This window comes from Frigoribacterium sp. CG_9.8 (genome assembly GCF_015751965.1).
In the GTDB taxonomy this organism is placed as follows: Bacteria; Actinomycetota; Actinomycetes; order Actinomycetales; family Microbacteriaceae; genus Lacisediminihabitans.
Map to the genome: position 1 here is coordinate 57755 of NZ_JADOVH010000006.1, position 22860 is coordinate 80614.

Annotated in this window: 17 protein-coding genes; 6 read left to right on the top strand and 11 right to left on the bottom strand. The window is 63.9% G+C overall.

Features of this window, described 5'->3' with window-relative positions; genetic code table 11:
- Positions 1-35 precede the first annotated feature (35 nt).
- A complete protein-coding gene (locus IWX88_RS12275; protein WP_196830735.1) occupies positions 36-4655 on the bottom strand; it encodes an ATP-dependent helicase in 4620 nt (1539 codons plus the stop codon).
- Between the two features lie 92 nt (positions 4656-4747).
- Between IWX88_RS12275 and IWX88_RS12280 the strand changes: the two genes are divergently transcribed.
- Positions 4748-5287 carry an NUDIX hydrolase family protein gene (locus tag IWX88_RS12280; protein ID WP_196830737.1) on the top strand — a complete coding sequence of 180 codons (540 nt, stop codon included), beginning with the start codon at positions 4748-4750 and terminating at the stop codon, positions 5285-5287.
- A gap of 199 nt (positions 5288-5486) precedes the next feature.
- Here the strand turns inward: IWX88_RS12280 and IWX88_RS12285 are convergent, their stop codons facing one another.
- The 3 genes from IWX88_RS12285 to IWX88_RS12295 form a co-directional block, all read right to left on the bottom strand.
- The gene (locus IWX88_RS12285) at positions 5487-7070 is read right to left on the bottom strand and encodes a DEAD/DEAH box helicase (RefSeq protein ID WP_196830739.1); all 1584 of its coding nucleotides are present in this window, start codon (positions 7068-7070) and stop codon (positions 5487-5489) included.
- Positions 7071-7276: 206 nt separating this feature from the next.
- Entirely contained in the window at positions 7277-7894 is a 618-nt protein-coding gene (locus IWX88_RS12290) for a DUF1684 domain-containing protein (protein ID WP_196830741.1), read from the bottom strand.
- A gap of 25 nt (positions 7895-7919) precedes the next feature.
- Entirely contained in the window at positions 7920-8396 is a 477-nt protein-coding gene (locus IWX88_RS12295; RefSeq protein ID WP_196830742.1) for a hypothetical protein, read from the bottom strand.
- 91 nt (positions 8397-8487) lie between these two features.
- Here IWX88_RS12295 and IWX88_RS12300 point away from each other — a divergent pair, with 91 nt between their 5' ends.
- Entirely contained in the window at positions 8488-8793 is a 306-nt protein-coding gene (locus IWX88_RS12300) for a DUF427 domain-containing protein (RefSeq protein ID WP_196830743.1), read from the top strand.
- A gap of 25 nt (positions 8794-8818) precedes the next feature.
- Here the strand turns inward: IWX88_RS12300 and IWX88_RS12305 are convergent, their stop codons facing one another.
- Positions 8819-9454 (bottom strand): CGNR zinc finger domain-containing protein, encoded by a 636-nt coding sequence (locus IWX88_RS12305; RefSeq protein WP_231369261.1) that lies wholly within the window; start codon positions 9452-9454, stop codon positions 8819-8821.
- A 59-nt stretch (positions 9455-9513) separates the two neighbouring features.
- On the opposite strand from IWX88_RS12305, the gene IWX88_RS12310 reads away from it, so the two are divergent.
- On the top strand, positions 9514-9924 hold the full coding sequence (locus IWX88_RS12310; protein WP_196830744.1) for an SRPBCC domain-containing protein: 411 nt from the start codon (positions 9514-9516) through the stop codon (positions 9922-9924).
- 24 nt (positions 9925-9948) lie between these two features.
- On the opposite strand, the gene IWX88_RS12315 is transcribed toward IWX88_RS12310, so the two are convergent.
- The 4 genes from IWX88_RS12315 to IWX88_RS12330 are packed head-to-tail and all read right to left on the bottom strand — an operon-like array spanning position 9949 to position 12954.
- Positions 9949-10413, bottom strand: a complete 465-nt coding sequence (locus IWX88_RS12315) for a SprT-like domain-containing protein (RefSeq protein WP_196830745.1) — start codon at positions 10411-10413, stop codon at positions 9949-9951.
- The gene (locus tag IWX88_RS12320; protein WP_196830746.1) at positions 10406-10918 is read right to left on the bottom strand and encodes a hypothetical protein; all 513 of its coding nucleotides are present in this window, start codon (positions 10916-10918) and stop codon (positions 10406-10408) included. Before IWX88_RS12320 ends, IWX88_RS12315 begins: the two co-directional genes overlap by 8 nt.
- Positions 10919-10928: 10 nt before the next feature.
- Positions 10929-12044, bottom strand: coding sequence for a sorbosone dehydrogenase family protein (locus IWX88_RS12325; protein ID WP_196830748.1), 1116 nt, complete (start codon positions 12042-12044; stop codon positions 10929-10931).
- Positions 12045-12078: 34 nt separating this feature from the next.
- A complete protein-coding gene (locus IWX88_RS12330; RefSeq protein WP_196830750.1) occupies positions 12079-12954 on the bottom strand; it encodes a fused MFS/spermidine synthase in 876 nt (291 codons plus the stop codon).
- Positions 12955-13070: 116 nt separating this feature from the next.
- Here IWX88_RS12330 and IWX88_RS12335 point away from each other — a divergent pair, with 116 nt between their 5' ends.
- Positions 13071-13430: a group 1 truncated hemoglobin gene (locus IWX88_RS12335; protein WP_196830752.1), complete on the top strand. Its 360-nt coding sequence runs from the start codon at positions 13071-13073 to the stop codon at positions 13428-13430.
- A 234-nt stretch (positions 13431-13664) separates the two neighbouring features.
- Here IWX88_RS12335 and IWX88_RS12340 read toward each other — a convergent pair whose 3' ends face one another.
- Entirely contained in the window at positions 13665-14114 is a 450-nt protein-coding gene (locus tag IWX88_RS12340) for a putative Ig domain-containing protein (protein WP_196830754.1), read from the bottom strand.
- Between the two features lie 30 nt (positions 14115-14144).
- Positions 14145-14777 (bottom strand): hypothetical protein, encoded by a 633-nt coding sequence (locus tag IWX88_RS12345; protein ID WP_196830756.1) that lies wholly within the window; start codon positions 14775-14777, stop codon positions 14145-14147.
- Between the two features lie 390 nt (positions 14778-15167).
- Here IWX88_RS12345 and rpoB point away from each other — a divergent pair, with 390 nt between their 5' ends.
- Both rpoB and IWX88_RS12355 read left to right on the top strand, forming a co-directional pair.
- Positions 15168-18677 (top strand): DNA-directed RNA polymerase subunit beta, encoded by a 3510-nt coding sequence (gene rpoB / locus IWX88_RS12350; RefSeq protein WP_196830758.1) that lies wholly within the window; start codon positions 15168-15170, stop codon positions 18675-18677.
- Between the two features lie 70 nt (positions 18678-18747).
- Positions 18748-22629 (top strand): DNA-directed RNA polymerase subunit beta', encoded by a 3882-nt coding sequence (locus IWX88_RS12355; protein WP_196830760.1) that lies wholly within the window; start codon positions 18748-18750, stop codon positions 22627-22629.
- Positions 22630-22860: the final 231 nt, after the last annotated feature.

The following is a 22860-nucleotide window of genomic DNA, read 5'->3' on the forward strand; positions in this document are numbered from 1 at the left end:
ATCAACAAGTCCCGGGGCTCCCGAAGCGACCTTCGTCACCCTCTCAGCCGCAGTCCCTGCGGCGTGACCGTGAATCCCGCCTCGACGAGGGCATCACCGAGGCCGGTGCCGATCACGAAGTCCCCGTTCACGCGTTCGACCTTCAATTTTCCCCCCGAACGGCGGATGACCGACGCGAGCGAGTGCGCCGCCGCAGTCAGCGCACGGTCACCCGCCGCAAACGTCAGCATGGTCTTCCCGCCGCGCTCCACATACAGAGCGAGCGCACCATCAACGATCACGACCAGAGCTCCCGCCTTGCGACCGGGACGATGACCCCGCTTCGAATCAGCGATGGTTTCCACTACAGCACCTCCGCCGACTACAGCACCCCCGAGGGGAGATGACGTCGGCCACGCCAGCGCAGCACCGTAGGCGTTCGCCGGGTCGGTCGCAGCAAGCGTGATCGCAACCGGTTCGTGCTCGGAGTCGGGTTCCCTGGCAAACGCGCGTAGCCGGTCGACTGTAGCGCCGGTGGCAAACTGGGCGGCACCGAGACCCTCCACAAAGTAGCCGCGGCGTGCGCGACCGGTCTCCTCAAACCCGCTCAGCACCCGGTAGGCGTGCGAGAACCCGCCGCGGATGCCTTCGCTCACGACCGCCCCCCGGGTGACGACACCGTAGCGCTCGAGCAGCAATTCCGCCGTCGCGATGCCGCGCACCGTCGCATCCGGTTCCGCAAGTGGCAGCAGTGACCAGCGGCCAGCCGCACTCGGTGGACCGCCGGTACTCGGCATCGTGGGCCGGGCTCGGCCACGGTACGCGCGCGAGCGTGGGATCGCCCGTGCCTTGGTCGTACTTGCCCCGAGGTAGGAGCGAAGAGGCGACAGCGTGTCGTTGGTGACGAGTCCCGACCAGACGAGATCCCAGAGCGCCGCTGTCAACACTGTGTCATCGGTACTGCCCACCGCGTTGGAAAGCTGCCGAAAGAAATACGCTCCGCCGCCGGTGAGGCTGGCCAGGATCGAACGCTGCAATTCGGTGGTCTCGGCTCCCGTCGGTTCGGGCAGGGTGAGGGCTGCGCTGTCGGCCAGGTGCAGACTCACCCAGCCGTCATTGCCCGGGAGTGCGCCGCCGCCCGACCAGATCACCTCTCCCGCAGCGGTCAGTTCGTCGAGCATGACCGGCGAGTAGTCCTTGACCCGGGCGGGAAGAACCAGCGACTCCCAGGCGGATGCCGGCAGCGCGACCCCGGCGAGCTGGTCGATTACGGTGGCCAGGCCGTCTACACCGCGCAGGGGTTCGGCGACATGCTGCCAGGAGGGGAGGAATCGGCCGAGGGTCGCGGCGTCCACCGGCTCCACCTCATGGCGGAGGGCGGCAAGTGATCGGCTGCGCAATCGGCGCAGCACCTCGACGTCGCACCATTCGCTTCCGGTCGCTCCCGGCCGAAACTCACCCTCGACGACGCGCCGCTGCCCCGCGAGCGAACGAAGGGCGGTGAGCACCACAGCCGTTCCGAGACCGAGACGGTCGGCGACCGCAGCCACAGTGAAGGGGGCGTGGGTGCGGGCGAAGCGGCTGACCAGATCACCGAGCGGGTCATCCACCGGCTCGATGAATGCGGATGGGATACCGATCGGAAGCGGTGTGCCGAGTGCATCCCGCAGGCGTGCCGCATCCTCGATGACCGCCCAGCGTTCGCTGCCAGCACGCCAGACCCGGTGTGATCGGGCCAGGCCGGTAAGAGCAGCCTCGAGTGCTGGGCCCACGAGCCCGCTTGCCGCATCGAGGCGCAGGACGATCTCCGCTTCGGTCAGCGGACCGAGGATGCGCAAGAGATCGACGATGCCCTCTGTGTCGCGGGCGCGCCGATCCGGTGCCAGCCTCTGCAGTTCACGCTCGAGCTGCTCGATAACCGCCGGGTCGAGCAGCTCCCGCAGCTCGGCGCGACCCAGTAGTTCGGCGAGCAGCGTCGGATCGAGTGACAGTGCGGCCGCGCGCCGTTCGGCGAGTGGTGAATCGCCCTCGTACATGAACGCAGCGACATATCCAAAAAGCAATGAACGGGCGAATGGCGACGCCGCTTCTGTTTCGGTCTCGACAATACGAATGTGGCGGCTTTCGATTTGCTCGGCGATATGGGTAAGTGCCGGTAGGTCATAGGCATCCTGGAGCACCTCGCGCACCGTCTCGAGCACGATGGGGAAGCTCGGGTATTTGCGCGCAACGCTCAGTAACTGCGAGGCCCGCTGGCGCTGCTGCCAGAGAGGCGAGCGGCGGCCGGGGTTGTAGCGCGGCAGCAACAGCGCTCGGGCAGCACACTCGCGAAACCGGGAGGCGAACAGCGCGGATCCGCCCACTTCCTCGGTGACGATGTCGCGCAGTTCGGCCGCTTCGAAGACGAAAAGTTCCGCGCCGGGTGGTTCACTCTCGGTGTCGGGGATGCGCAGGATCACGCCATCGTCGCTCGCCATCGCGGCGCCGTCGAGCCCGAATCGCTCGCGAATTCGCGCTCCGATCGCGAGAGCCCACGGCGCATGGACTTGCATGCCGTACGGGGAATGTAAAATTACCCGCCAGTCCCCGAGTTCGTCACGAAAACGTTCAACGACGAGTGTGCGGTCATTGGGCACATGGCCGGTCGCCTTCTTCTGATCGTCGATAAAGGCCACGAGGTTATTCACCGCGCGAGTGTCGAGCCCTCCGAGCACGGCGCGGGTGCGCACATCCGTCGACGAGCCGCTGGCGATCTCTCGGGTGAACTCTCCGATTGCGCGCCCGAGCTCGGCTGGACGTCCGATGCCGTCACCTCGCCAGAACGGCACCTTGCCCGGCTGTCCGAATGCGGGGCTCACGATCACGCGGTCGTGGGTGATGTCTTCGATTCGCCAGCTGGTGGCGCCGAGCGCGAAGACATCGCCGACCCGGGATTCGTAGACCATCTCCTCGTCGAGCTCGCCCACTCGCGCCGGCGCTCGATCCCCGGTGCCCGATCCCACCATGAAGACTCCGAACAGGCCGCGATCCGGGATGGTCCCGCCGGAGGTCACCGCCAGGCGCTGCGCTCCCGGGCGACCGGTGATCGTGCCGGCGACACGATCCCAGACGATGCGCGGGCGCAACTCCGCGAATTCGTCGGAGGGATATAGTCCGCTCAGCAGGTCGAGGGTGGCGTCGTAGGCCGAGCGCGGCAGATTTGCAAAGGGGGCGCTGCGCCGAACGGTGTCGAACCATTCGTCCACATCGAGGGAGTCGAGGGCGACGGCGGCGACGGTCTGCTGTGCAAGCACATCAAGCGGATTCTGCGGGATCCGCATCGCCTCGATCAGCCCGGCCGACATCCGCTCGCTTGCGACAGCGGAGTGGATGAGGTCGGCCCGATGCTTGGGAAAAATGATGCCGTTCGACACCTCGCCGACCTGGTGGCCAGCCCGCCCGACGCGCTGGAGGCCGCTCGCGACGCTCGGGGGAGACTCGACCTGGATCACGAGGTCGACCGCGCCCATGTCAATACCGAGTTCGAGGGAGCTGGTTGCCACCACACAGCGCAGCCGCCCAGACTTGAGGTCATCCTCGATGAGGGCGCGTTGCTCCTTCGATACGGAGCCATGATGGGCCCGAGCGAGCAGCGCGGTGGAGCTGGGCGAATCGCGAAGCGATTCCGCGTCCCCAGCGCCGACCGAACCTGCGAGGGAGGGTTTGAGCGCCACCCCGACCAGCGCCAGCTCGAACTCCTCCTGCCGCAGCGAGTAGATTTCGTTGAGTCGGGCAGTCAGACGTTCGGCCAGTCGTCGGGAATTCGCGAAGACGATCGTGGACTGGTGCTCGAGGATCCGGTCTACGATCTGTTCTTCGACGTGCGGCCAGATCGACCCCTGCACTGTCTCGGTGGATGCCGCTGCCAATCCCTCGCGCACTGCCGGTGCCGTGCCGAGTTCGGTCATGTCCTCGACGGGCACGACGACACTCAGGTCGAATTTCTTCGTCGACGGGGGCGCGACGATCGTGACCGGGGCACTACCGGCGAGGAATCGGGCCACCTCTTCGCGGGGTCGCACCGTCGCGGAGAGCCCGATCCTTTGCGCGGGTTTCTCGAGCAGGAGGTCGAGTCGCTCGAGCGACAACGCGAGATGGGCACCGCGCTTGGTCGACGCGACGGCGTGCACCTCGTCGATAATCACCGTCTCGACACCGCGGAGCGTGTCCCGGGCCGAGGCCGTGAGCATCAGGTAGAGCGACTCCGGAGTTGTGATCAGGATGTCCGGGGGCAGGCGCTGCAGCAGCCTGCGGTCGCCCGAGGAGGTGTCACCGGAACGCACGCCGACGGTGACCTCCGGGGGCGACATCCCGAGCCGTTTGGCGGTCTGGGTGACACCGACCAGAGGAGCCCGCAGGTTGCGTTCGACGTCGACGGCAAGGGCTTTGAGGGGGGAAATGTACAGCACGCGGGTGCGGAGGTTGCGGTCATCCGGTGCAGGGGTTGTCGCTAACCGGTCGATCGCCCACAGGAAGGCGGCGAGGGTCTTACCCGATCCGGTCGGGGCGACAACTAGGGCATTCGACCCGGCGGTGATCGCGTCCCAAGCGCCCAGCTGGGCAGGAGTAGGCGCGGGGAACGCACCCGAAAACCAGTCTCGGGTCGCCGGGGAAAATCGCCCGAGCACATCGCTCATCAGACCATCTTGGTGCAAGCGCCTGACAGTCGGCACTGTCAGTCGGCCCTGTCCCTGTCGTTATGCGCTCCGCTGATGCGTGACAATGGCATATGAGCTTCGTAGGCACCCCTGATCCGAATTCCGGCTGGCTGTCCGATGAGGAGCTCGCAGAAACGCGACGACGACTTCCTCTTCTGTATGTGGAAGCGGTGCCGGTGCGCGTGGATGGCGTCGGCCAAGTCACCGAGGTCGGGATTCTGCTGCGTGCCAATTCGGCCGGTTCGATCACCCGAACTCTCGTGTCGGGCCGCGTGATGTACGGCGAGAGTCTGCGCGAGGCGCTTTTTCGTCACCTCGAAAAGGACCTTGGACCGATGGCCTTCCCGTTACTGCCCGCGAGCCCTATCCCATTTCTGGTCGCCGAGTACTTCCCATTTCCGGGGTCTCAGTTCACCGACGATCGCCAACACGCGGTCTCTCTCGCCTACGTGGTGCCAGTGACTGGCACGTGCGACCCCCGCCAGGATGCCCTCGAGCTCACCTGGATGAGCCCACAGGAGGCGGCATCCGATTTGATTTCCGCCGAGATGGAGGGCGGTCGCGGTGCGCTCGTGCGAGCGGCACTCGCCTCAGTCGGTCGGCTTTACTGACGCGGTCGGCTTTACTGACGCGGTCGGCTTTTCTGACGCGGTCGGCTTTTCTGACGCTGGCGCCGCCGCGACCGGTCCATTTCACCGGGATTGGCCCCTGCTGACACGAATGTGCCCGCTCGAACAGAACCAAACCTGTCGAACGAGCACATTCACCGGTATTACTTGGCTCTTGTGTTACCGGGCTGCGGTGAGGCGCTCAGCGACCGCCGCCACTGCCGCCGCCACTTCGACGGCGTCCGCCGCCCTGAGACATACCGACCAGTCCGCCACCGGATCCGGCACGACCGGCACCGCCCTGGGGCGATCCGCCCGTGCGTGGTGCGGCCGAGGAGCTCTCTCCGCTCGCGGTGCTGTAGAAGTTGCGTGAACCGCCGGCGGCTGCGGCACCGTCGCGATTGGCACGCTTGCGCTGAGCGTTCGCGCCCTGTGATCCGCCCTGCGCGCGACCCTGCGAGCCGCCTTCCGAACGGCCCTGTGATCCGCCCTGCGAGCGACCCTGTCCGGCGGAGCGTCCACCCTGCGACTGACGCTGTCCACCGGAACGGGCACGTGGAGCGCCCTGCACCTGGGCGGCGGCACGCGGAGCAGGCTTGACCCACGCAGCAACATCGCCAACCAGAGCGGTCACTGCAGCCGAGTCGGCGGTCACCTGCTGCGGTGTGACGGTGATTTCCGCCTTCTTCAGCAGTGCCGCTGTGTCACGACGCTGGGTCGGGAGCACGATCGTGACGACCTCACCCTCCTTGCCCGCGCGGGCGGTGCGGCCCGATCGGTGCAGATATGCCTTGTGCTCGGCTGGCGGGTCGACGTGGATGACGAGTTCGATGTCGTCGACGTGTACGCCGCGGGCCGCGACGTCCGTTGCCACGAGAACGCGGGTGTCTCCGGCAGCGAAGGAGGCGAGGTTGCGGTCGCGCTGCACCTGCGAGAGGTTGCCGTGCAGGTCGACAGAGGGGATGCCGGCGTCGGTGAGTTGCTTGGCGAGCTTTTTGGCGTGGTGCTTGGTGCGCATGAAGAGGATGCGGCGACCGGTACCCGAGGCGAGCTTCTCCACCAGCAGGTGCTTGGACTCCACCGAGTCAACTTCGAAAACGTGATGTGTCATTGCGCTGACATGCGAGGTCGCCTCGTCAACGGAATGCAGAACTTCATTGTGGAGGTACTTCTTCACGAGCCGGTCAACGCCGTTGTCGAGCGTGGCGCTAAACAGCATGCGCTGGCCCGACTGCGGGGTCTTGTCCATGATTCGGGTGACGACCGGAAGAAAGCCGAGGTCGGCCATGTGGTCAGCCTCGTCGAGGATCGAGATCTCCACCGCATCCAGCGAGACGAATCCCTGCTTCATCAGGTCTTCCAGGCGTCCGGGGCACGCAACGACGATGTCGACACCTGCCTTGAGTGCGGCCACTTGGCGCTGCTGCGAGACACCACCGAAGATGGTGACGGACTTGAGCCCGTAGACATCCGCGAGCGGGGTGAGCGCCACCGTGATCTGGGTGGCGAGCTCACGGGTCGGAGCGAGGATGAGCGCGAGGGGGCGCCCGGGGCGGCGCTGGCCTCCGGCGAGCTTGCCGCCGAGACGGGCGATCATCGGGATGGCGAAAGCGAGGGTCTTACCACTGCCGGTCTTACCGCGGCCGAGTACGTCGCGCCCGGAGAGCGTGTCGGGAAGGGTGTCGACCTGGATCGGAAACGGTGAGTCGATCCCCTGCGCTGCAAGAACCGCGACGAGGGGTGCTGGCACGCCGAGCGCACCAAAGGAGGAAATGTTTTCTGACAAGAATTAAACTTTCGAATCGTTACACATCGGGCATCCGAGCAGGTCGGGGCCGTGTGGATTGGCGAGAGTGACAGTGGCCACAATCGATCGCCGGAGAAAGTATCTACGACCCGCACAACTGGAAAGTTGTGGGGAGAAGAGGGAGCGTTCAACGACGCAGGGAGATCAGGATGATCTCGCAGGTGATCCTAGAGTAGCAGGTGCCGCTAGTGAACGCCCGAATATCGCTCGCCGACGGGAATTTCTACCTCCACACGATTGCCGGATTGGGCCAGTGGACAGGCCCATGCCGGGTCGTAGGCACAGGACGGATTGTAGGCAAAGTTGAAGTCGAGAACGAGGGAGTCGGCGGCCCGGCCGGGGCCCAGATCCGCTCCCTTGATCGTGTCGAGTAGGTAGCGGCCACCCCCGTAAGTGCCACCGGCGAGCCCGGCGAGGGCATCCTTCACCGGCAGGAATAATCCGCCGCCGTAGCTTCCGAGCTTCCACACATCGAGGGAGCCGACACCGATGACTTCGACGACACCGATCAGATCGAACGGCACAATCCCGTCGGTGCCGGTCTCGAAATCCAGGTGCCGTGGTTCGGCCGGTGACACCGCTACCTCGAACCGCCAGTCCGGATCGTAGGGCTTCACCGGCAGTCCGGTGAAGGCGGCGAGGTCCGCGGGCATTAGGGGAGAGGACGGATGCTCCGCGAAGAGCCGATCCCGTTCCCGACGCCACAGGTCGTGCGCGGCGTAGAGATCCGTCGCCACGCGCACCCCGGCGTACAGGGCGGAAACCCGACGCCGCCAGTCAGCGACATCCAACGCTGCGCTCATGAGGCACTCGCAACACTGACAGTCATCACGCGTGTGCTTCCCACGATGGGGCGAGCGCGCGGATGCGGGCACCGCGCCACTGCCAGAAAGCCCAGTAGCCCAGCCACAGAAGCGGGGTGAGCGCGCCAGCCTCGAACACCAACTGGTCGCGGTAGAGGGTGCGACCGTGTGGCGCGGGTGCAATCGCGATTGAGTGCTGCCATTTGGTGACGAGAGCAAGTGGGCCGCTGAGTCCGCGGCCGGTGTCGACCTGCACTCGCACATCGTCCTCGCGCTCGGGATATGAAATACCGATCACCTGGTCCCCGACAGTGACACCGCCGAAGCTCGAGATCCGCACCGTGTGCTCGCCGGCAGACCACGTTGGGGGAAAACCTCCGGGTTCGAGGGACTCGAAGGTGGTCAACGGTGCCGAGACCTGCTGCATGCCACGCGGAGAACGCACGGCGTCCCACGCGGCATCCGCAGAGCAGTCCAGCACAAGCTTGAGGAGGATTTGCATCGCTCAAGTCTGCCATCGGTGCCTGAAGGAATTCAGCTTGCGCGCGTAGCGTTCCACTGAAAATAAACACACATTTTTTACAGGAGGAATCATGACCCAGGCAATTCTCAACGGCGTCGTTATCGCCGACGCCCCGCAGGACGACCTCATCAAGATCGAGGGCAACTGGTATTTCCCGCCGTCGAGCGTCAAGAGTGAATTCCTCGTCGACAGCGCGACGCCGTACAACTGCCCGTGGAAGGGCGAATGCCAGTTCTTCAACGTGAAGGACGGCGATGCAACCCTGCAAGACCGCGCATGGAGCTATCCGAACCCGCACGAGAGCGCGTTCGCTCGCACCGACGGCAAGAACTTCGGAAACTATGTGGCGTTCTGGAAAGAGGTGAAGGTCGGCTAGACCCGACTGTCACCAGACTCAGGAATCACGAGGTGCGTGCCCGGTGGGCGCGCACCTTCGCCCGGTTTCCACAACGATCCATGGAGCACCACCGGCGATTGTTCGAGCGGGACTCGTCGTAGAAGATCAGCTCGCAACCATCCGCACCGCACTGACGGATGCGATCGGCCGGGTTGGCTGCGAACAACTCGACGGCCTCCCGAGCCACCACAGACAGCGCGTGGCTGGCTCTGGCTCGGGAGCGGCCGGCTTGGCGTGTTCCGCTGTCCAACGCCGGCGCGATATCCGGAGTCGACGCGAAGAGATTGATCACATCGATGTCGCCCGAGGGGATCTCCTGATGGCTGCTGAGCGCCGTTGCAGCACGCGCCAGGGACTCCCGCAGTGTCCGTGCATCGATCAGGTCGCGGTCGGTCGCGTCGTCGACAACCTCGGGGAACCGCCTGGAGAGCCAGGCCGTGAGATCGGATGCTTCATGCAGGATCTCTGCGAGCGCGCCCTCCCATACTGGACCCGTGCCAATCGAGCTCGTGCCCAGTGCATCCGTGCCCATCGAACCCGTATATGCGAAGTCGATCGCCAGTGATCCGGAATCGAACCACCAGCGGCGGCCGTCACCCAGGGTCAGCTCTTGGCCGGTCGTGCGGCGTGTTGCGCGCATGTAACCAATATAGTCGGTTACGGGCTACGTTCACAGGACCCACCATGAAGGAGACCGCGATGACCGACACCACGGGAAAGAAGCCGGATGCCGGCTGGGACGTCGGAGTGAGACAGACAGTGCCTGCCCGCAGCGAAGTCGCTTGGGAGTTTATCGTTGGCGAGGGCCTTCCCCTCTGGCTCGGCGACACGACACTGCCGCAGGTGAAGGGCGAGACCTACCGAACAGCGGATGGCGTCACCGGCGAGGTGCGGGCCTATACCGAGAACGCGAAGATACGTCTCACCTGGCGCCCCGACGACTGGCCGCACGACACTGTGCTCCAGGTCTCGGTGAAAGAGGTGGACGGCGGTACGACCATCGTCATCCAGCATGAGCGTCTTGCCGACCGAGAAGAACGACGGATGATGCTTGGCCACTGGAAAAACGTCGTGACCCACCTGGCGGCAGCATTCGATCCGAACCGCTGACGCCCAGCCAGCACCGCGGCGCAGTCAGCGCGTCCGCGTCACCGCCCGGTGAGTCCATGCGATCGTGTGAGCCGCGTCGAAGCGCCGTGAGCACTTGCCGCAGGCGAGAGCGCGGGTCGGGCGGCGATACCGATAATGCAGGTGACCCGCAGGGCACGCTCCGACCCACGGTGCAAGTTCGTTAGCGATGGCACCGTCGTGGAGGCGTTTGCCTTCGTAGCCGAGATCCGTTGCGATCGCCTTCCAGTGCGGTCCGTGCCCGGCGCGGGTGCCGGCAATCGCATGAGCAACCTCGTGGAGCAGCACCTGATGGATCTCGTCATCCTCATATCTCGAGGCGAGATAGCGCGAGACGCTGATGGTCTTGAGAGTGTAATTGCAGAGGCCAGCGCGAGTCTTCGCCGAGTCGAAGCCGAAGGTCCAGGCGGGGTCTAGGTGCAGGGTAATCAGGGCGTCGGCCCAGCGGCGCACCCGCACCAGCTCAGCCATATGCCGCTGCCTCCCGGGTAGCGATTTGGAGGGCGAAACGAGCCGCTTCGATTTCGGCCGAGGGAGCCTCTGAGCCGGTGCGGATGTCGAACGCAGCGGCGAACGCATCACGCGATTCTGTGTAGCGCCCCAGGTCGAACAGGGTTGAACCAGATGAGAACGCAGCCGACCCCTCGAGTGAGGCCCATTCTTCGAGCCGTGCGGTCGCTCGCACCGCCGTCATCTCGGCAAGAGCCCGATCGAACTCACCCTGATATTGGAATACTCGCGCTCGCCGCAGTCGAGCGGCCGTGAGCTGTTCGCGATCGCCACTGAAGTGCGCCAGCCGAAAGGCCTGCTCGGCGGCCGCGAGTGCCTCACCATTGCGACCGAGCAATCGCAGCAGTTCCGCTTTTTCGCTGAGGGCAGCTGTACTTCGCCCACTACCGAGTTCGGCGAGGCGCAATTCGATGGCACCACGATCGACGCGCTCTCGCAGTGTCTCAGGATCCCAGCCGGTAATCATTCCTTTGAGATTAACCCGTGCGAGCGACATCCAGTCGCACTTCGACGAGCTTGTCGTCCTCTTTAGCGGCTGATCCGCGCCCGTCGGTGTTGTTGGTGAGTAGCCAGAGCGAGCCATCCGGACCGGGCACGGCATCCCGCAGCCGGCCGAGGGAACCGGTGAGAAAGGGCAGTGCGGTGGCGGCGTTGCTGCCCGGCGAGATCGCCCAGAGCCGTTCCCCCCGAAGGGCGGTGAGAAAGAAGGTGCCACCAACGAAGGCGAGCCCGCTCGGGCTGGCTTCGGCGGTGGGCCACTGGTACACCGGATCGATGAAACCCTTCTTCGATCCGATGCCCTCGATCTCGGGCCAACCGTAGTTCCCACCGGGTTCGATCCGGTTGAATTCGTCCCAGGTGCTCTGGCCGAACTCTGCAGCCCAGAGCTGCCCATCCGCGTCCCAGGCGATGCCCTGGGGGTTGCGGTGGCCGAGGGAATAGACGAGGGATCCGTTGATCGGATTGTCGCGCGGCGCGGCACCGGTTGGCGTCATCCGCAGGATCTTGCCGTTGAGCGAGGCGGGATCCTGAGCCCGGGAGGGTTGCCCGGCATCGCCGACGGTGGCGTAGAGCATGCCATCCGGGCCGAAGGCGATGCGACCGCCGTCATGATTTGCGGCCTTCGCAAGCCCGGTGAGAATCGGGCTCACCGCACCGAGCCGGTAGGAGCCGGATGTGCTGAGCAGTGGCATCCGCACGATGCGGTTGTCCGTGGCGGTCGTGAGGTACGCGTATAGCCAATGGTCCGAATCCGATGGATCAACCGCCAGGCCGAGGAGGCCTCCCTCGCCCGCGTGTACGACACCGGGCACGACACCAACGGTACGCAGCTGCCCCGACGGCTCTCGCTCCACCACAGTGCCAGAGTCGCGTTCACTGATGAGCGTGGAGTCGGTGGTGCCCAGCCGAACTATCGACCACGGCGCAGCAAGGCCGGTCGCCAGCACTGTCGGGTCACCGATTGGCCGGAGGGCGTCGGCTGGGGCGGATGCGGGAGGTGACGAAGTCGTGCCGGATCTTGGCGGTGCCGTGCAACCGGTGAGCAGAATGACGGCCACGATCGTGAGCGGTAATGAAGGGCTCAGCATCATCCGAGTCTGACCCTTTCTGCCGAGAAAATCGCGATCAGTCGCGATTGCCAACCTGAAAGATGCTCTTCGCCGGGGGAGGGGACTGAACGGCAGTGTCATCGGTGACGATCGAGGCTCCGGCGATCCAGTTGCGAAGCTCCGCTCCTTCCACCACCTTCGACGGATGCGGTCCGCCGGCGAGGAGTCGGGGCAGCCAATCAAGTGGCAGTGGCGCCCGTGACCCCACCATCACCACATTGCCGAATCGCCGCCCCTTCAGAATTTGGGTCTCGGCGAGGGCGGCAACATGCCCGGTCGCCGAAAGCAGCGTTGCCGCCTGGCCGCGCGCAAAGGCGAGTCCCGGGCCGTCGGCGACGTTCGCGACGATGATGCCGTCCGACTCCAGCAGGGCAACAGCCTCGCGGTAGAACTCCAGGCTGGTGACATGGGCGGGGGTGCGGGCTCCGCTAAAGACATCGACAACCAGAAGATCGACTGCTCCGCGAAGGCCATCGGGAAGTTTGCTAAGCACCTCCCGCGCATCCCCGTGACGCAACCGGATCGACGCGTTGCGTGGCAAAGGGAGATGCGCACGCACGAGGTCAACAAGATCGGTCTCCAACTCCACAACCTGCTGGCGCGATCCCGGTCTGGTGACCTCGATGTAGCGGGGGAGCGTGAGGGCCCCTGCCCCCAGATGCACCGCTGTGATTGGCTCACCGGGCATCCCGAGCTGGTCGATTACATGCCCGATGCGCTGGATGTATTCGAAGAACAGCTGGCTCGGATCTTCGAGATTCACGTGCGACTGCGGGGTGCCGTCCACAATGAGGGTGAAGCTGCCCGGCACCCAGCGGTCGGGCTCGATCACGGCTCGGTAGCCACTGAGTTTCAAAATTGCAGAGGGATGTTCGGTCACTCTCACGACCATGCCACACTCACCACCCCGGGCGTGCCTCATTAGGGGTACCACAGTAAGGGGGCGTTGTCGCCGCTGAAAGTTCTAGACGACACTGGATTGGTAGACCAATCGGTATAAGAAATCCCATGAGTTTGTACGAAGAGATTGGCGGAGACGCTGCGATCACGACCGTCATCGCCGACTACTGGCAGAGGGTGAGCGCTGACCCCCTGCTGTCATCCTGGTTTTCCACGATTGACAGCACCCTTCTCAGGTTCCATCTCCACGCCTATCTCACCGTCGCCCTCGATGGCCCGGAAAACTACGAGGGCCGTAGCATGCGCCATGCTCACGCTGGCCTCAAGGTCACCCACCAGGCCTTCGACCTGCTCGTGGTGAGACTGGGAGAGACGCTCGCTGCTATCGGGGTCACCCCGGAGAACATCCTGCGGATGGATGCCCGACTCACCATGTTGCGTCCGGTGATCGTCGAAGTCCACCACTGAAAAGGACTGGTTCTGCTTGCGTTATCTGCGAGGAATAGATGCCCTGCTCCCGCAAATATGATCCACTCCCGTTCCGGGAGATCGCGTACTCATGCGCGGCCAGGTGGTCAAGTTTCTGCGCTGGGGTGAACGACCGCCGCGCTGTCGGGCCCCCGCGTGCGTGCCGGGACTGGTGCTCTTAATCATCGGGCTCTCGTCGCGCACGGCGGACTTGCTCTGACTACTGGCCTCAACTCACCCTGACACGTAGGGCAAAGCGGCGGCGATCACGCTCAGTTCGGTGCTGCCGCTTACCGCTCCGTTGGTAGCAGTGACCGTGTGTGCTCCCGGAAAAGTGGCGGTGCAGGTGTTGGTGCTGCAACTGCCGTCCGGGGTGATCGTGAACGTGGTGGCGGAGGTGACATCGCCGAGGGTGTTTCCGTACTGGTCAGCCCCGGTGGCAGTGAACGCCTGCGTTCCACCTGCAGCAACCGTGCCCCCTGCCGGGGTTACGGTAACAGCCGCGAACTCACCGGCGGTCACTTCGATTGTGTGCGAGGCACTTGTTGCATCGGGGGAAACCCCGTTGCTGGCGGTGACGGTGTAGGTGTAGGTGCCGGCCGTGGTGGTGGTTCCAGAGAGCACCCCGGCAGAGCTGAGGGTGGTACCTGCTGGCAGCGCACCAGAGTTGATAGTGAACGTCATCGCGGTGGGTACACCCGATGCCTCAAACGTTTAGGTCGAGAAGCTTGCACCGGCTTCGACTGACGACGACGGAGCATCCGCTGTAAAGGTTGGAGCCAGTTGTCCAATTGCCAGGGAATGAGAATTACCGGCGGCGATCGCGGTCACTCCGGTCAGTCCTGCAGGCACGTCCGTGTTCCCTAAGACGTTGTAGCCCCAGGCGACGACGGTTCCATCGGTCTTCAGAGCGAGGGAATGGTACGTGCCGGCGGCGATCGCAATCACTCCGGACAGTCCTGCAGGCACGTCCGTCTGCGGGCAGCGGTTGTCGCCCCAGCTGACGACGGTCCCATCGGCCTTCAGAGCGAGGGAATGGAGCACACCGGCGGCGATCGCGGTCACTCCGGTCAGCCCTGCAGGTACGGACGTCTGCCCGTAGCCGTTGTCGCCCCAGCCGACGACGGCGCCCGGTGTGGCGGGTGTGACGGGTTGAACTCCGACGGGCGCGGCGATTGCGGCAGTGCCGTCGACGGCGCTCAGGCTGAGCAGCACAGCGGCGATCGTTGCTGCAGCCACCGCTCTGAGCGTGGAGGGTGTCGAGCGTCGAGGGGATCGGGATGGTCGCACCAGCGGGGACAGCACGCGGGCGGCAGTGTGAATCGTCGGCAGGGTGCGTGAGGGCATCGGGATCCTCGTGGAGTGGTCGACCTGGTCATGGCTGACACAGTGGGACTTAGGTCAGCGGGAATCACGACGGGTGCGAGTTTTCACCTGGTCGGAAGTTACACGGAATTCGGGGTGAGCGCCACTCAAATCTGATTAGATAGGCCAAGGCCGCCATCTTGCCCCGGGTCAGATTTCAGGCGATGCTGGGAACCGGCTCAAGAAACCGCTTGCTATCGGGGCTGGATCCGAACTATAGTGGTCCCTTGCGCTTCTAGGAGAACTATGCCTTCATATTGCGGTCGGCTGCGCTCGTTCAAGACGGGTACACCCCCGAAGCGAAATCCATCACCGCCTGAACTCCCCACTTAGCAATGGGGCGGGTAACACCGCCCACCGGAGGTTATTTCCTTGGCTGCTGCTCGCAACGCATCCACCACGAACTCATCGAAAAAGGGATCTCCCACGAACGGACGCTCAGCCGAGCGCCTCTCGTTCGCGAAGATCACCGACACGCTGACAGTTCCCGATCTTCTCGCACTCCAGACCGAGAGCTTCGACTGGCTCGTCGGTAACGACCTCTGGAAGGAACGCGCCGCACAGGCGAAGGCATCGGGTCGTCAGGACCTCCCGGCCCTCACCGGTCTCGAGGAGATCTTCGAAGAGATCTCTCCGATCGAAGATCTGGGCGAGACAATGCAACTCTCGTTCACGAATCCATTCCTCGAAGAGAAGAAGTACTCGATTGACGAGTGCAAGGAGAAGGGGAAGACCTTCTCCGCGCCCCTGTACGTCGAGGCCGAGTTCATGAACCACCTCACGGGTGAGATCAAGACCCAAACCGTCTTCATGGGCGACTTTCCGCTGATGACCCCCAAGGGCACCTTCGTCATCAACGGCACGGAGCGTGTAGTCGTCTCCCAGCTCGTGCGTTCGCCCGGCGTGTACTTCGAGCGTCAGCAGGAGAAGACCTCCGACAAGGACATCTACTCCGCACGCATCATCCCGAGCCGCGGTGCGTGGCTCGAGTTCGAGATCGACAAGCGCGACCAGGTCGGAGTGCGAATCGACCGCAAGCGCAAGCAGTCGGTTACCGTGTTCCTCAAGGCCCTCGGCCTTACGAGCGAAGAGATTCTCGAAGAGTTCAAGGGCTTTGCATCCATCGAGTTGACGCTCGAGAAGGACAACATCCTGACCAAGGATGAGGCGCTCAAGGACATCTACCGCAAGCTTCGCCCGGGAGAGCAGGTCGCCGCCGAGGCAGCCCGCGCACTCCTCGACAACTTCTACTTCAACTCCAAGCGCTACGACTTGGCAAAGGTCGGTCGCTACAAAATCAACCGCAAGCTCGGGATCGACGCACAGCTGTCGAACTCCGTGCTCAGCCAGCAGGACATTCTCGCGACAATCAAGTACCTGGTTGCCCTGCACGACGAGCAGAAGACGCTGTCGGGCACTCGCGATGGCAAGCCCGTTGACCTCCGCCTCGACGTGGACGACATCGACCACTTCGGTAACCGCCGCATCCGCGCGGTCGGCGAGCTCATCCAAAACCAGGTGCGCACCGGCCTGTCCCGCATGGAGCGTGTCGTTCGCGAGCGCATGACCACGCAGGACATCGAAGCGATCACCCCGCAGACCCTGATCAACGTGCGCCCCGTCGTCGCCGCGATAAAGGAGTTCTTCGGTACCTCGCAGCTGTCGCAGTTCATGGACCAAAACAACCCGCTCGCGGGTCTCACCCACAAGCGTCGCCTGTCGGCGCTCGGCCCGGGTGGTCTGTCCCGTGAGCGCGCCGGCGTCGAAGTGCGAGACGTTCACCCCTCGCACTACGGCCGGATGTGCCCGATCGAGACCCCGGAAGGCCCGAACATCGGCCTGATCGGTTCGCTCGCGTCGTTCGCTCGAATCAACTCATTCGGGTTCATCGAGACTCCCTACCGACGCGTCATCAATGGTGTCGTCTCCGAGACCATCGACTACCTCACCGCCAGCGAGGAAGACGAGTACGTCGTCGCCCAGGCGAATGCGCCTCTGACGCCGGATGCCCGTTTCGCCGAGCCTCGCGTGCTTGCGCGTAAGAAGGGTGGAGAGGTTGACCTCTTCCCCATCGAGGACATCGGCTACATGGATGTCTCGCCGCGCCAGATGGTGTCGGTTGCGACCTCGCTCATCCCGTTCCTCGAGCACGACGATGCAAACCGCGCCCTCATGGGTGCGAACATGCAACGCCAGGCCGTGCCGCTGCTGCGCAGCGAGTCGCCGCTGGTCGGAACCGGTATGGAGGGCTACGCGGCTATCGACGCCGGCGACGTGGTCACCGCAACCGGTGCCGGAGTTGTCTCGGAGGTCTCGGCTGACGTCGTGACCGTGCAGCTCGACGATGGTGGAACCAAGGACTACTACCTTCGCAAGTTCAACCGCTCCAACCAGGGAACCTCCTACAACAACCGCGTCATCGTCTCAGCGGGCGACCGCGTCGAGGTCGGCCAGGTTCTTGCGGACGGGCCAGCGACGGAGAACGGCGAACTCGCCCTCGGAAAGAACCTGCTCGTGGCATTCATGCCGTGGGAGGGCTACAACTTCGAGGACGCGATGATCCTGAGCCAGAACCTGGTGAAGGATGACACCCTCTCCTCGATCCACATCGAGGAGTACGAGGTCGACGCCCGCGACACCAAGCTCGGTAAGGAAGAGATCACTCGCGATCTTCCGAACGTGAGCCCGGAGTTGCTCGCCGACCTCGACGAACGGGGCATCATCCGTATCGGCGCCGAGGTTCGTCCCGGTGACATCCTGGTCGGCAAGGTCACGCCCAAGGGCGAGACCGAGCTGTCGGCCGAAGAGCGACTGCTGCGGGCGATCTTCAATGAGAAGAGCCGCGAAGTTCGCGATACCTCGCTCAAGGTTCCCCACGGTGAGGCCGGAACGATCATCGGCGTCAAGGTGTTCGACTCGCAGGACGGTGATGACGAACTCGGCTCCGGTGTGAACCAGCGCGTCGTCGTTTTCATCGCCCAGAAGCGCAAGATCACCGAGGGCGACAAGCTCGCCGGCCGTCACGGCAACAAGGGCGTCATCTCCAAGATCCTCCCGGTCGAAGACATGCCGTTCCTCGCCGATGGAACCCCGGTCGACATCATCTTGAACCCGCTCGGTATCCCCGGTCGGATGAACTTCGGTCAGGTTCTCGAGACCCACCTCGGATGGGTTGCGAAGCAGGGCTGGGACATCAAGGGCAACCCGAAGTGGGCAGCCAAGATCTCCGACGAAGCCAAGTCGGCCGCTCCGGGCACGAAGGTTGCGACCCCCGTGTTCGACGGTGCGCTCGAGGCCGAGATCGAGGGTCTGCTCGACTCGACGAACCCGACCAGGGACGGCGACCGCCTCATCGGATCGTCCGGTAAGACCCAGCTGTTTGATGGCCGCTCCGGCGAGCCATTCCCGCAGCCGGTATCGGTCGGTTACATGTACATCCTCAAGCTGCACCACCTCGTCGACGACAAGATCCACGCGCGCTCGACAGGACCGTACTCGATGATCACGCAGCAGCCGCTGGGTGGTAAGGCGCAGTTCGGTGGACAGCGATTCGGTGAGATGGAGGTCTGGGCTCTCGAGGCTTACGGTGCCGCTTACGCACTGCAGGAGCTCCTGACGATCAAGTCGGATGACATCCTCGGTCGGGTGAAGGTCTACGAAGCCATCGTCAAGGGCGAGAACATCCAGGAGCCCGGTATTCCGGAGAGCTTCAAGGTGCTCATCAAGGAGATGCAGTCGCTGTGTCTGAACGTCGAGGTGCTCTCGGCTGACGGAACCGCAGTGAGCCTGCGTGACACGGATGACGAGGTCTACCGCGCAGCGGAGGAACTCGGTATCAACATCTCCGCGCGCTTCGAGAACTCGTCGATCGACGACATCTGAACCAGCTAAGGCTCTTTGGTCACGATCGCAGACACCCTTTTTTAAAAGTTTTTCTAAAGTAGGAGAAAAATTGCTCGACGTAACAACGTTCGATGAGCTTCGTATCGGCCTCGCAACCGCTGACGACATCCGTCGCTGGTCACACGGTGAAGTCAAGAAGCCCGAAACGATCAATTACCGCACCCTCAAGCCCGAAAAAGACGGCCTCTTCGGAGAGCAGATCTTCGGACCGAGCCGCGACTGGGAGTGCTCGTGCGGCAAGTACAAGCGCGTGCGCTTCAAAGGAATCGTCTGTGAGCGCTGCGGCGTAGAGGTGACGAAGTCGTCGGTGCGCCGTGAGCGCATGGGCCACATCGAACTCGCCGCCCCAGTCACCCACATTTGGTACTTCAAGGGAGTCCCCTCGCGCTTGGGTTACCTGCTCGACATGGCGCCGAAGGACCTCGAGAAGGTCATCTACTTCGCCGCCTATATGGTCATCTCTGTCGATGAGGACGGCCGTCACGAAGACACGCCCGGCCTCGAAAAGGAGATCGGTCTCGAGATCAAGGAGCTGGAGAGTCAGCGCGATGCCCGCATCGCCGACCGTCTGCAGCGCCTTGAGACCGACCTGGCAGCCCTGGAAGAAGAGGGTGCGAAAGCCGATCAGAAGCGCCGCACCAAGGACGTCGCTGAGAAGGAAATGGGCCAGGCCCGAAAGTCCTTCGATGAGCAGATCGCCCAGCTCGAGCGCGTGTGGGATGACTTCCGCAGCCTCAAGGTCGGCGACCTGAAGCCCGAGGATGCCGTGTTCCACGACCTCCAGGACCGTTTCGGCGTGTACTTCGAGGCCTACATGGGCGCCGAGGCCATCCAGAAGCGGCTCCAGGCTTTCGATCTGGCGACCGAGAGCGACGACCTGCACGACCAGATCGCTAACGGCAAGGGCCAGAAGAAGATCCGCGCGATCAAGCGACTGCGCGTAGTCAACTCCTTCCTGCAGACCGGCAACTCGCCGGCTGCGATGGTGCTCGAGGTTGTACCGGTCATCCCGCCGGAGCTTCGCCCGATGGTTCAGCTCGACGGTGGCCGCTTCGCGACCTCCGACCTCAACGACCTCTACCGTCGTGTGATCAACCGCAACAACCGTCTGCGTCGACTGCTCGACCTCGGTGCCCCCGAGATCATCGTCAACAATGAGAAGCGGATGCTGCAGGAGGCCGTCGACGCGCTGTTCGACAACGGTCGCCGTGGTCGCCCCGTCACCGGAACCGGTAACCGCGCCCTCAAGTCCCTGAGCGACATGCTCAAGGGCAAGCAGGGTCGTTTCCGCCAGAACCTGCTCGGCAAGCGCGTCGACTACTCCGGCCGTTCGGTCATCATCGTCGGCCCGCAGCTCAAGCTGCACCAGTGCGGTCTGCCCAAGCAGATGGCACTCGAGCTGTTCAAGCCATTCGTGATCAAGCGCCTCATCGACTTGAGCCACGCGCAGAACATCAAGAGCGCCAAGCGCATGGTCGAGCGGTCGCGTCCGCAGGTGTGGGACGTACTCGAGGAGATCATCCGCGAGCGCCCCGTGCTGCTCAACCGCGCGCCGACGCTTCACCGTCTGGGCATCCAGGCGTTTGAGCCTCAGCTCGTGGAGGGCAAGGCCATCCAGCTGCACCCGCTCGTCTGTGCGGCATTCAACGCCGACTTCGACGGTGACCAGATGGCTGTGCACCTTCCGCTGTCCGTCGAGGCCCAGGCTGAGGCGCGCATCCTGATGCTCGCCTCAAACAACATCCTGAAGCCGTCCGATGGTCGTCCGGTCACCCTGCCGACCCAGGACATGATCATCGGCCTGCACCACCTCACCACGCTCAAGGAGGGTGTCGTCGGTGAAGGCCGCGCGTTCTCCTCGATCGCCGAGGCGATCCTGGCTCACGACCAGCACTCGGTCGACCTCAACGCGAAGGTGCGCATCCGCCTGTCGGATGTTGTCTTCAACGAGGGCGAGGAACCGGCTGGGTTCGTAGTCGGCACACCGGTGCTCGTAAACACGAGCCTCGGCCGGGCACTCTTCAACGAGACCCTCCCCGAGGACTACCCGTACGTCGAGGCCGTCGCCGACAAGGGCCAGCTCTCCGCGATCGTCAACGATCTCGCCGAGCGGTACCCCAAGGTGGAGGTCGCCGCGGCACTCGACCGCATCAAGGACGCCGGATTCCACTGGGCATCCCGAAGCGGTGTGACCGTCGCGCTCAGCGACGTGCTCACCCCGCCGAACAAGCGCCAGATCATCGAGGGCTACGAGAAGCAGGCCACGAAGGTTCAGACCCAGTTCGAGAAGGGCCTCACGACCGACGCCGAGCGTCGCCAGGAGCTCATCGAGATCTGGAACAAGGCAACGGCCGAAGTCGCCAAGGCGATGGAAGACAACATGCCAGCCGACAACACGATCAACCGCATGGTCACCTCCGGTGCCCGCGGTAACTGGATGCAGGTTCGCCAGATCGCCGGTATGCGTGGCCTCGTGTCGAACCCCAAGGGTGAGATCATCCCCCGCCCGATCATCTCGAGCTACCGCGAAGGACTCTCGGTTGCCGAGTACTTCATCGCGACTCACGGTGCTCGCAAGGGGCTGGCCGACACCGCTCTTCGTACCGCTGACTCCGGTTACCTGACCCGTCGACTCGTCGACGTGTCGCAGGACGTCATCATCCGCGAGGACGACTGTGGCACCTCAAAGGGCCTCGACATGCCGATCGCCGTTCAGGATGCCGCAGGCAACTGGTCGCTCGATGTCAACGTCGAGAACTCGGTCTACGCTCGCAGCCTCGCTGCAGACGCGGTGAACGACGCCGGCGAGGTCATCGCGACGGCCGGTGCCGACGTGGGCGATGTGCTTCTCGACACCCTGCTCGCCGCCAACGTGCACACCATCAAGGTGCGTTCGGTGCTCACCTGCGAGTCCGCGGTCGGTGTGTGTGCGACCTGCTACGGTCGCTCACTTGCGACAGGCAAGCTCGTTGACATCGGCGAGGCCGTCGGTATCATTGCGGCCCAGTCGATCGGTGAGCCAGGCACGCAGCTCACAATGCGCACCTTCCACACCGGTGGTGTGGCATCCGCGGATGACATCACTCAGGGTCTGCCGCGCGTCACAGAGCTGTTCGAGGCTCGCACCCCCAAGGGTGCGTCACCCATCGCCGAGGCCGCCGGTCGCATCAATATCGAGGACACGGACCGCAGCCGCAAGCTCATCCTGACCCCCGATAACGGTGACGAGCCGATCGCCTACCCGGTGCTCAAGCGCGCGACCCTTCTCGTTGAGGATGGCCAGCACGTCGACCTCGGGCAGCAATTGCATGTCGGTGCGATCGACCCGAAGGAAGTTCTTCGAGTCCGCGGTGTGCGTGCGGTGCAGATCCACCTCGTCAGTGGTGTGCAGGGCGTATATCGCTCGCAGGGTGTTCCGATTCACGACAAGCACATCGAGGTCATCGTTCGCCAGATGCTCCGCAAGGTGACTGTCGTCGATCACGGTGACACCGGGCTCCTTCCGGGTGAGCTGGTCGACCGCCTCAAGTACAACGAGCTAAATCGCTCGGCGCTCACCGAGGGCAAGAAGACCGCGTCCGCTCGCCAGGAGGTCATGGGTATCACCAAGGCATCGCTTGCGACCGAGTCGTGGCTGTCGGCCGCGTCGTTCCAGGAGACCACGCGTGTTCTCACGCAGGCCGCAATGGAGGGCAAGTCCGACCCGCTGATGGGCCTGAAGGAGAACGTGATCATCGGAAAGCTGATTCCCGCCGGAACCGGCCTGCCAAGGTACCGCAACGTCTCCGTCGAGGCGACAGACGAAGCCAAAGCCGAGCGCTACCCGAACCGCATCTTCACGGACGACTCGTCGTTCAGCGAAGCGGATCTCTCGTTCGTCGACTTCGACAGCTTCTCGTCGGATGACTACACGCCAGGTACCTACAACTAGCACCTGGTCTGCGAATGGCCTCTCGCTGCGGCGAGGGGCCGTTCGTACGTTAACGTCTCACATCACTGCGGCACGGTTGTGGGGCAAACGGTCCTACCCCCCCCTATTGCGGGACTGTGTTTGGCGCTCAAGCGCAGATGGCCTAAAACTCCCGAAAAGATAGTTCTTCTCTTTCTGTTCGAAAATTCCCGATTCGCCAACACTGAAATCCCGTGGAAGTGTCTTCAATTG

What these genes read in the sequence shown, in the direction of transcription:
- IWX88_RS12315 (WP_196830745.1), bottom strand. Translation starts at nt 10,413, where the DNA reads ATGGCTGAGCTGGTGCGGGTGCGCCGCTGGGCCGACGCCCTGATTACC.
- IWX88_RS12295 (WP_196830742.1), bottom strand. Translation starts at nt 8,396, where the DNA reads ATGCAAATCCTCCTCAAGCTTGTGCTGGACTGCTCTGCGGATGCCGCG.
- IWX88_RS12310 (WP_196830744.1), top strand. Translation starts at nt 9,514, where the DNA reads ATGACCGACACCACGGGAAAGAAGCCGGATGCCGGCTGGGACGTCGGA.
- IWX88_RS12290 (WP_196830741.1), bottom strand. Translation starts at nt 7,894, where the DNA reads ATGAGCGCAGCGTTGGATGTCGCTGACTGGCGGCGTCGGGTTTCCGCC.
- IWX88_RS12340 (WP_196830754.1), bottom strand. Translation starts at nt 14,114, where the DNA reads ATGACGTTCACTATCAACTCTGGTGCGCTGCCAGCAGGTACCACCCTC.
- IWX88_RS12275 (WP_196830735.1), bottom strand. Translation starts at nt 4,655, where the DNA reads ATGAGCGATGTGCTCGGGCGATTTTCCCCGGCGACCCGAGACTGGTTT.
- IWX88_RS12325 (WP_196830748.1), bottom strand. Translation starts at nt 12,044, where the DNA reads ATGATGCTGAGCCCTTCATTACCGCTCACGATCGTGGCCGTCATTCTG.
- IWX88_RS12280 (WP_196830737.1), top strand. Translation starts at nt 4,748, where the DNA reads ATGAGCTTCGTAGGCACCCCTGATCCGAATTCCGGCTGGCTGTCCGAT.
- IWX88_RS12330 (WP_196830750.1), bottom strand. Translation starts at nt 12,954, where the DNA reads ATGGTCGTGAGAGTGACCGAACATCCCTCTGCAATTTTGAAACTCAGT.
- IWX88_RS12345 (WP_196830756.1), bottom strand. Translation starts at nt 14,777, where the DNA reads ATGCCCTCACGCACCCTGCCGACGATTCACACTGCCGCCCGCGTGCTG.
- IWX88_RS12305 (WP_231369261.1), bottom strand. Translation starts at nt 9,454, where the DNA reads ATGCGCGCAACACGCCGCACGACCGGCCAAGAGCTGACCCTGGGTGAC.
- IWX88_RS12300 (WP_196830743.1), top strand. Translation starts at nt 8,488, where the DNA reads ATGACCCAGGCAATTCTCAACGGCGTCGTTATCGCCGACGCCCCGCAG.
- IWX88_RS12320 (WP_196830746.1), bottom strand. Translation starts at nt 10,918, where the DNA reads ATGATTACCGGCTGGGATCCTGAGACACTGCGAGAGCGCGTCGATCGT.
- IWX88_RS12335 (WP_196830752.1), top strand. Translation starts at nt 13,071, where the DNA reads ATGAGTTTGTACGAAGAGATTGGCGGAGACGCTGCGATCACGACCGTC.